Source organism: Streptomyces sp. NPDC006265 (assembly GCF_040613555.1).
In the GTDB taxonomy this organism is placed as follows: Bacteria; Actinomycetota; Actinomycetes; order Streptomycetales; family Streptomycetaceae; genus Streptomyces.
Genome location: NZ_JBEXSH010000214.1, coordinates 1 through 7,724, shown reverse-complemented (window position 1 = coordinate 7,724; position 7,724 = coordinate 1). Strand labels below are relative to the sequence as shown.

The window sequence follows — 7,724 nt, the reverse complement described above, 5'->3', positions numbered from 1 at the left end:
GTGTTCGCCTCCGGCCACGGCGACGAGGAGTCGCTGGCCGGTGAGAAGACGTAGTCCGGGTCGCTGTCGTCCTGGGTCACCACGATCGCGGCCGCGGTCTCCACCTGCGTGGCGGGTTTGGTCGCGACGGTCTTGCCGACGCAGACCCGTCCCGCGGCGATCAGCTGCGCGGCGTGCTCACGCGAACGCGCGAGCTTCCGGCGGACCAGCTCCGCGTCCAGACGGCGACGTGCGACTCCTGCCACGTTCGGTTCAGCTCCTGTGCTCGTAAGGCGATCGAGGGGGGTGACCCGAAGGGTCTCGTTGCGGGGTGGTGGTCGGGTGACGGGCGGGAGCCGGAGGTCCCGGGCGGGCGTCGAGCGCGGTGAGCGCGTCGCGCAGCCCCCGGTGTACATCCTCGTACACCGCGACATGCCCGTCCGTGGCGAGGTGGTCCGCGTCGCCGAGCCGGTCCAGGGCGGCGTCCACCTCGGCGTCGCCTGTGGGCGTGCGGGGCACGTTCAGGGGAGCGGGGGCGGCGGGGTCGTGCACCGGCTCCGCCTCCGCCTCCGGCGGGGCCTCGGGAACTGCGTCGTCCATGCCCCGACGCTACCGCGAACCGCTGCGGTACCGTCGACCGCGATGGCCACGATCGAGGAGTGCCGCAGCGCACTCGACAAGCTCTCGGACAGCATGCAGCGCGCCGAAGGGGACGTTCGCGACGCCGCGGCTCTCGACCGCTCGGTGAGCTGCCACATCACGGACCTCGACGTCACCTTCGTCGGCCGGATGCGGGGCGGGCGGATCGAGGTGCACGACACCACGCCCGGCCCGCCGCCCGGCAAGGCCGAGATCAGACTCTCCATGAGCGGCGACGACCTGGTGGCGCTGGTCGGCGGCGAGCTGAACTTCGCCAAGGCCTGGGGCTCGGGCCGGGTCAAGCTGCACGCGGGCGTGCGCGACCTGTTCCAGCTCAGGAAGCTTCTGTAGCCGCGGCCTTCCCGACCGCGGCTACGGCGCGGACCTTGCGGGCCGCCGGCACCACCAGCGGTGTGCCCGTCTCCGGGTCGTCGATGACCTGGCAGCGCAGTCCGAAGACCTCCTCGACCAGTTCCGCCGTGACGATGTCCTTCGGCGCGCCCTCGGCGATCATCCGGCCCTCGCGCAGCGCGATCAGGTGGCTGGCGTAGCGGGCGGCGTGGTTCAGGTCGTGCAGCACGGCGACGAGTGTGCGCCCCTGCTCCTCGTGCAGCTCGGCGCACAGGTCCAGGACGTCGATCTGGTGCTGGATGTCCAGATACGTCGTCGGCTCGTCGAGCAGCAGCAGCGGCGTCTGCTGGGCGAGGGCCATGGCGATCCACACGCGCTGACGCTGGCCGCCGGAGAGTTCGTCGACGTAGCGGTCGCCGAGTTCGGCGACGCCCGTCTGCCGCATGGACTCCTGGACGACCCGCTCGTCCTCCGTCGACCACTGGCGCAGGATGCCCTGGTGCGGGTAGCGGCCGCGGCCGACGAGGTCGGCGACCGTGATGCCGTCGGGTGCGACGGAGGCCTGGGGCAGCAGGCCGAGGGTCCGAGCGACCTTCTTCGCGGGCATCGACTGGATGACGTTCCCGTCCAGCAGCACCCGGCCCTCGCTCGGCTTGAGCATCCGCGACAGCGCCCGCAGCAGGGTCGACTTGCCGCACGCGTTGGGGCCGACGATCACCGTGAACGACTGGTCGGGTATCTCCACCGAGAGTTGCTCGGCGATGACCCGCCGGTCGTAGGCGAGGGTGACGTTCTCGGCGGACAGGCGGTTCACGGGGCTCCTTCGGTTGTTCAGTCCGCTGCTGGTGCTGCTCTCGGCGCTCTTGCCCGCCCTCATATCCGGCCCGCCCTGCGCTCGCTGACCAGCAGCCACAGCAGGTAGACCCCGCCGAGCACGCCGGTGACCACGCCCACGGGCAACTGCTCGGCGCCGAACGCCCGCTGCGAGACCCAGTCGGCGACGACCAGCAGGGTGGCGCCCATGCACAGCGAGGACAGCAGGTTCGGCCCGGGTGCGCGGGTCAGGCGCCGGGCCAGCTGCGGCGCGGTGAGCGCGACGAAGCTGACGGGACCCGCCGCGGCGGTGGCGGACGCGGTGAGCAGCACGGCCGCCACCATCAGCAGCAGCCGCACGCGTTCGACCCGCACCCCGAGGGCGTACGACACGTCGTCGCCCATCTCCATCATCCGCAGCCCGCGCGCGTTGACGAGGACGAGCGGCACCAGCACGGCGGTCAGCGCGAGCAGCGGCCACACCTGGTCCCAGTCCCGGCCGTCGAGGGACCCGGCCATCCACACGACCGCGCGGGTCGCGTCCACGATGTCGGACTTGGTGAGCAGATAGCCGTTGACCGCCGTGACGATCGCTGAGACGCCGATTCCGACCAGCACCAGCCGGTAGCCGTGCACCCCCCGCTTCCAGGCGAGCACATAGATGGCGAGGCCGGTCACCAGACCGCCCACCAGCGCCCCGGCGGCGACCTCGTTGGCGCTGCCGGAGCTCAGCACGATCACCGCGAGGGCGCCGGCCGTCGCCCCCTGCCCGAGTCCGAGCACGTCCGGACTGCCCAGCGGGTTGCGGGAGATGGCCTGGAACAGCGCGCCCCCGAGTCCGAGCGAGGCGCCGACCAGCAGCCCGACCAGGACCCGCGGCAGCCGCAGCTCGTTGACGATGAACTCCTGGCCCGGGTTGCCCTCGCCGACCAGCGTCCGCAGCACGTCGCCGGCCGGGATCGGGAAGTCGCCGGTGCCGATGAGCACGACGCTCGCCGCGAGCGCCGCGACGAGCAGCAGGAACACCACGGTGACGGCTCGCACGTCCAGGCGTATCGAGAGCCCGCCCGGGGTCCGCACGGCACGGTTGGTGGTCTTCACAGCTGCGCCGTCCTCCGCCTTCGTACGAGAAAGATGAACACCGGTCCGCCGAGGATCGCGGTGACGATGCCCACCTGGAGCTCCGAGGGCCGGGCCACGATCCGGCCGATGACGTCGGCGCCGAGCAGCAGCACGGGCGAAAGGATCGCCGCGTAGGGCAGGATCCAGCGCAGGTCGGGTCCGGTGAACGAGCGCACGACGTGCGGCACCATCAGCCCGACGAACACGATCGGCCCGCAGGCGGCGGTCGCGGCCCCGCACAGCACGGTCGCGGCCAGCATGGACAGCGCCCGCGTCCGGTTGAGGTTGGCACCGAGCGCCTTGGCTGTGTCGTCGCCCATGGCCATGGCGTTGAGCGGCCGGGCCAGGGCGAGCGCCATGACCGTGCCGGCCAGCAGGAACGGCAGGACCTGCGTGATGGTCGAGTCGGTGGCCGAGGCCAGCGAACCGACCGTCCAGAAGCGCATCTTGCCGAGCGCCGCCTCGTCCATGATCATCACGGCCTGGAGGTAGCCGTACAGCGCCGCACTGATGGCCGTGCCGGCGAGCGCGAGCCGTACCGGCGTCGCGCCCCGGCTGCCGCCGAGGAACCAGACCAGCGCCCCGACCGCGGCCGCGCCGAAGAACGCGAACCAGACGTAGCCGCTGAGGGAGGTGACTCCGAAGTACGTGATGGCCGTGACGACCGCGGCCGACGCTCCCGCGTTGATGCCGAGCAGTCCTGGATCGGCCAGCGGGTTGCGCGTGAGGGCCTGCAGGACCGCCCCGGCCAGGCCGAGAGCGGCACCGGCGAGCAGTCCGAGCAGCGTCCGCGACAGCCGTTCCGCCACGACGACGTCCCCGTAGGTCCCCGAGTCCTCGGCAAGGCCGTGCCAGACCTGCCCGAGTGACAGCTCTTTCGCTCCGATCGCGATGCTCGCCAGCGCGACGAGCACCAGGATCGCCACGGACAGGAGGAGCCCGAAGACTCGGGCCGCCCGTCGGGTCGGGGGCGCGGGGGCGGGGGCGGTCTCCGCGCGCTGTTCGGGGGGACTCTCGACCAACACCCAGTTAGGTTAGCCTACCCTCGCATTCGAGCAAGATTGGGATTCCCGACCCTGCCCCGAGCGCTCCGTCTCCGCCCCGGGTGCCCAGCCCGCGTCGAGTACCCGGCCGCGCACCACAGGCACTGACGGGCGCTCAGTGACCCGAGCCGCGGGCGCTGACAGGCACTCAGAGACCCAGCCGTGCCAGCGACTTCCCCCCGTCCAGCTCGCACACACCCTCACCGGCCGCCGTCCACGCCACGGCGCACAGCGCGCGCAGGCCGTCCAGAGCCTCACCCTCTCCGTCGAGCTCCAGCCGCTCCGCCCCGGCCGTCGCCGTCCAGCCACCGCACCGGAACCCACCCTCGCCCGCCTCGACGACGTCCGGCTGACCGCCGAGCATCCCGCGCAGATCGGCGTCCACATACGTCGGCCGGTGCTGCGGGGGCGCGGCCAGCAGTTGCGCGCCGTCGGTCACTCCGGTCAGGACGAGCAGCGAGTCGACCTCGCCGTTGAACGCGCCTTCGATGTCCGTGTCCAGCCGGTCCCCGACCACCAGCGGCCGCCGCGCGCCGGTGCGCAGGATGGTCTCCCGGTGCATGGGAGGCAGCGGCTTGCCCGCGACCTGCGGCTCCGCACCCGTGGCGATCCGAACGACCTCCACCGCGGCTCCGTTGCCCGGTGCGATCCCGCGCCCGCTCGGAATCGTCAGGTCGGTGTTGGACGCGAACCACGGCACACCGCGCGCCACCGCGTAGGAGGCCTCGGCGAACCGGCCCCACGGCAGATCGGGCCCGCCGAACCCCTGCACCACCGCCGCCGGATCGTCGTCCGCCGACTCCACGGGCACCAGCCCGCGCTCCCGCAACGCGACGCGCAGCCCCTCACCGCCGATCACCAGCACGCGGGCGCCCTGCGGCACCTGCTCGCTGATCAGCCGCGCGACCGCCTGCGCCGAGGTGATGACGTCCTCCGCGCCCGTCGGTATCCCCAACTCGCTCAGATGCTCGGCCACGGTGTCCGGGGTCCGCAGGGCGTTGTTCGTCACGTACGCCAGGCGCATACCGCCCTCCCGGGCGGTTGCCAGCGACTCGACCGCGTGCGCGATCGCGTTCCCGCCCGCGTACACGACACCGTCCAGATCGAGCAGGGCCGTGTCGTACGCCTCGCTCAGGGCCTGCCCACTGGCCTCGGGCCTCGTCCTGACGCTCCGGCTCATCCCGCATCGCTCCTCGTTCGACGGCTTTCCCCCGATCATCCCCCATGCCACCGACAGCCGTACGATGCCCTGATGAAGACAGCAGGTCACTCGGAGGCAACGGCGCACCGAGGCCTGGAACTCACCCCGTTCCGAGGCCTTCGTTACGACCCCGACCGGGTCGGCAGCCTTGCCGCCGTCACATCCCCGCCGTACGACGTCGTGGTGCGTCCCGACGGCCTGCACCACCTCGAGTCCGCCGACCCGCACAACATCGTCCGCCTGATCCTCCCCCAGGCCGCCACGCCCAGCGCCCGCAATGAACGGGCCGCAGACACCCTGCGCCGCTGGCTGTCCGAGGGCGTCCTGACCACCGACCCGGAACCCGGCCTCTACGTCTACGAGCAGCAGGACGGCAACGGCATGCTGCAACGCGGCATCATCGGCGCCCTGCGCATCTCGGACCCCGCCGAGCAGGTGGTGCTGCCGCACGAGGACGTCATGCCGCACATCGTCGCCGACCGCGCCGCCCTCATGCGCGCCACCTCGGCCAACCTCGAACCCCTGCTGCTCACCTACCGCGGCGACAGTTCGACGACCACCACGGCGGACCTGATCGAGCGCACCGCCGACCGGCCCCCGCTCCTCGCGACCACCACGGAGGACGGATTCAGCCATCGTCTGTGGTCGGTCACCGCCCCCGACGACCTGACCGCGATCCGGTCGGACCTGGCACGGCACCAGGCTCTCATCGCCGACGGCCACCACCGCTGGGCGACCTACCGCCGCCTTCGCACGGAGCACTCCTCGCCCAGCCCGTGGGACCACGGCCTGGTCCTCCTCGTGGACACGGCCCGCTACCCCCTCCGGGTTCGCGCCATCCACCGTCTCCTGCACGACCTGCCGGTCGGCGACGCCGTGGCCGCCCTGGAAGGCCACTTCCGTGTGCGCCGCCTCGAAGTCCCACTGGCCGAGGCCCTGGAGACGCTGGCCGACGCGGCCTGCGCCGGCAACGCGTTCCTGCTGGCCGGCGACGGCGCCTTCCACCTCGTCGACCACCCGGACCCGGGCCTGCTGGCCCGTACGATCCCCGCCGACCGCCCCGCCGCCTGGCGCACCCTGGACGCGACGGTCCTGCACGCCACGCTCCTCGAGCACGTCTGGCGCATCTCCGAGGATTCCCCCGCCCACATCGCCTACATTCACGACACGGCGGCCACGGTGGAGAAGGCGGAGCGCGACGGCGGCACGGCCGTCCTGATGCACCCGGTCCGCGAGGAGGTCGTCCGCGACCTGGCCCGCCAGGGCGTCACGATGCCCCGCAAGTCGACGTCGTTCGGGCCGAAACCGGCGACGGGTCTGGTACTGCGGGCGCTGGACCTCTGACAGGACGGGATCGGCGCCGACACGACGAAGGGGCGGGACCCCAAGGCCTCACGGCCGGATCCCGCCCCTTCTCCTACGGACGTCAGTCCTTGTCGCTCTCGCCTTCGTTTTCGCCTGCGTCCTCGACCTCGACCTCAACCTCGACCTTGGCCTCGGCCTCGGCCTCGGCCTTGTCCGCCTTCGGCGAGTCCGGAGCCTGGACCTGGTCGTCCTCCTCCGCGTCGCCGACCATCGCGTCCACGAACTCCACGCCGTCCAGCTCGGCGAGCCGGTCCGAGGCGTCGGTGCTGCCGTCGCGGTCGGCCTCGACGGCCTTCGCGAACCACTCCCGCGCCTCGCTCTCCCGTCCGGCGGCGAGCAGGGCGTCGGCGTAGGCGTACCGCAGGCGCGCGGTCCACGGCTGCACGGAGTTGGCGGCCAGCTCCGGGCTCTGCAGCGTCACGATGGCCGCGTCCAGCTGCCCCAGGTCCCGCCGCGCACCGGCCGCGACGAGCCGCATCTCGACCTGCCCCGCCTTGTCGAGCTTGTGCACCTCGGGCGCCCCGGCCATGTCCAGCGCCTTCTCCGGCCGCTCGAGCCCACGCTCGCAATCGGCCATGACGGGCCACAGGTCGATGTTCCCGGTCATCCGCTTCGCGGCCCGGAACTCGGCCAGCGCCTCGCCGTACTTCTGGTTGGCGTACGCGGCGAACCCGGCGGCCTCCCGTACGGCGGCGACACGCGACGCCAGCCGCAGCGCCACCCTGGAGTAGCCGTACGCGCCCTCGGGGTCCTCATCGAGGAGCCGCGCGACCATCACCAGGGTCCTGGCGACGTCCTCCGCAAGCGTCTTGGGCAGGCTCTGCAGCTCCTGCCGTACGTCCTTGTCGATCTCGTCGCCCGTGACGTCCTCGGGGATCGGCAGCCGCTTGATGGGCTCCCTGTCGCGCTCCCGCTCCTCACGGAACCGGCCGGGGCCACCCCGGTCGTCCCGGCCCCGGAAGCCACCCCGGTCGCCGTCACGCCGGAAGCCACCGCGGTCGCCCCGGTCATCCCGTCGGGGACCGCGCCCACCACGGTCGTCACGGCGATCGTCCCGGCCCCGGAAGCCACCGCGGTCGCCCCGCTCACTGCGGTCGCCTCGGTTGTCGTCCCGCCGGAAATCGCCCTCGGGGTGCGCACGGAGTGCCTGGCCGACGCGCTCGACAACCGCGTCGAGTTCGGCGTGTGGGGAGGCATGACGGAGCGGGAGC

General features: G+C 72.5%; 10 protein-coding genes. 3 read left to right on the top strand and 7 right to left on the bottom strand.

Annotated elements, in window-relative coordinates; all coding sequences use genetic code 11:
* Together ABZ281_RS18960 and ABZ281_RS18955 are read right to left on the bottom strand one after the other, a co-directional pair.
* The coding region (locus tag ABZ281_RS18960; RefSeq protein WP_356656873.1) for a S4 domain-containing protein at nt 1-245 on the bottom strand (245 nt) is incomplete at its 3' end.
* A 7-nt stretch (nt 246-252) separates the two neighbouring features.
* Entirely contained in the window at nt 253-579 is a 327-nt protein-coding gene (locus ABZ281_RS18955) for a hypothetical protein (RefSeq protein WP_356656871.1), read from the bottom strand.
* Between the two features lie 42 nt (nt 580-621).
* Here ABZ281_RS18955 and ABZ281_RS18950 point away from each other — a divergent pair, with 42 nt between their 5' ends.
* Nucleotides 622-969 carry an SCP2 sterol-binding domain-containing protein gene (locus ABZ281_RS18950; RefSeq protein ID WP_356656869.1) on the top strand — a complete coding sequence of 116 codons (348 nt, stop codon included), beginning with the start codon at nt 622-624 and terminating at the stop codon, nt 967-969.
* On the opposite strand, the gene ABZ281_RS18945 is transcribed toward ABZ281_RS18950, so the two are convergent.
* From ABZ281_RS18945 to ABZ281_RS18930, 4 genes are all read right to left on the bottom strand, one after another.
* Entirely contained in the window at nt 953-1,846 is an 894-nt protein-coding gene (locus ABZ281_RS18945) for an ABC transporter ATP-binding protein (protein ID WP_356656867.1), read from the bottom strand. The genes ABZ281_RS18950 and ABZ281_RS18945 overlap by 17 nt on opposite strands.
* A complete protein-coding gene (locus ABZ281_RS18940) occupies nt 1,843-2,883 on the bottom strand; it encodes an iron chelate uptake ABC transporter family permease subunit (RefSeq protein ID WP_356656865.1) in 1,041 nt (346 codons plus the stop codon). Before ABZ281_RS18940 ends, ABZ281_RS18945 begins: the two co-directional genes overlap by 4 nt.
* Nucleotides 2,880-3,929, bottom strand: a complete 1,050-nt coding sequence (locus ABZ281_RS18935) for an iron chelate uptake ABC transporter family permease subunit (protein ID WP_356656863.1) — start codon at nt 3,927-3,929, stop codon at nt 2,880-2,882. Before ABZ281_RS18935 ends, ABZ281_RS18940 begins: the two co-directional genes overlap by 4 nt.
* 166 nt (nt 3,930-4,095) lie before the next feature.
* Nucleotides 4,096-5,127, bottom strand: a complete 1,032-nt coding sequence (locus tag ABZ281_RS18930) for an HAD hydrolase-like protein (RefSeq protein ID WP_356656861.1) — start codon at nt 5,125-5,127, stop codon at nt 4,096-4,098.
* A gap of 72 nt (nt 5,128-5,199) precedes the next feature.
* Here ABZ281_RS18930 and ABZ281_RS18925 point away from each other — a divergent pair, with 72 nt between their 5' ends.
* Nucleotides 5,200-6,492, top strand: coding sequence for a DUF1015 domain-containing protein (locus tag ABZ281_RS18925; RefSeq protein WP_356656859.1), 1,293 nt, complete (start codon nt 5,200-5,202; stop codon nt 6,490-6,492).
* Between the two features lie 82 nt (nt 6,493-6,574).
* On the opposite strand, the gene ABZ281_RS18920 is transcribed toward ABZ281_RS18925, so the two are convergent.
* Nucleotides 6,575-7,396, bottom strand: coding sequence for a tetratricopeptide repeat protein (locus tag ABZ281_RS18920; protein WP_356656881.1), 822 nt, complete (start codon nt 7,394-7,396; stop codon nt 6,575-6,577).
* Between the two features lie 237 nt (nt 7,397-7,633).
* Here ABZ281_RS18920 and ABZ281_RS18915 point away from each other — a divergent pair.
* Nucleotides 7,634-7,724 (top strand): WhiB family transcriptional regulator (locus ABZ281_RS18915; RefSeq protein ID WP_356656879.1); only part of this gene is annotated, 91 nt, incomplete at its 3' end.

Excerpts from the sequence above, each read along its gene's own strand:
- ABZ281_RS18955 (WP_356656871.1), bottom strand. The coding sequence starts at position 579 with ATGGACGACGCAGTTCCCGAGGCCCCGCCGGAGGCGGAGGCGGAGCCG.
- ABZ281_RS18950 (WP_356656869.1), top strand. The coding sequence starts at position 622 with ATGGCCACGATCGAGGAGTGCCGCAGCGCACTCGACAAGCTCTCGGAC.
- ABZ281_RS18945 (WP_356656867.1), bottom strand. The coding sequence starts at position 1,846 with ATGAGGGCGGGCAAGAGCGCCGAGAGCAGCACCAGCAGCGGACTGAAC.
- ABZ281_RS18930 (WP_356656861.1), bottom strand. The coding sequence starts at position 5,127 with ATGAGCCGGAGCGTCAGGACGAGGCCCGAGGCCAGTGGGCAGGCCCTG.
- ABZ281_RS18925 (WP_356656859.1), top strand. The coding sequence starts at position 5,200 with ATGAAGACAGCAGGTCACTCGGAGGCAACGGCGCACCGAGGCCTGGAA.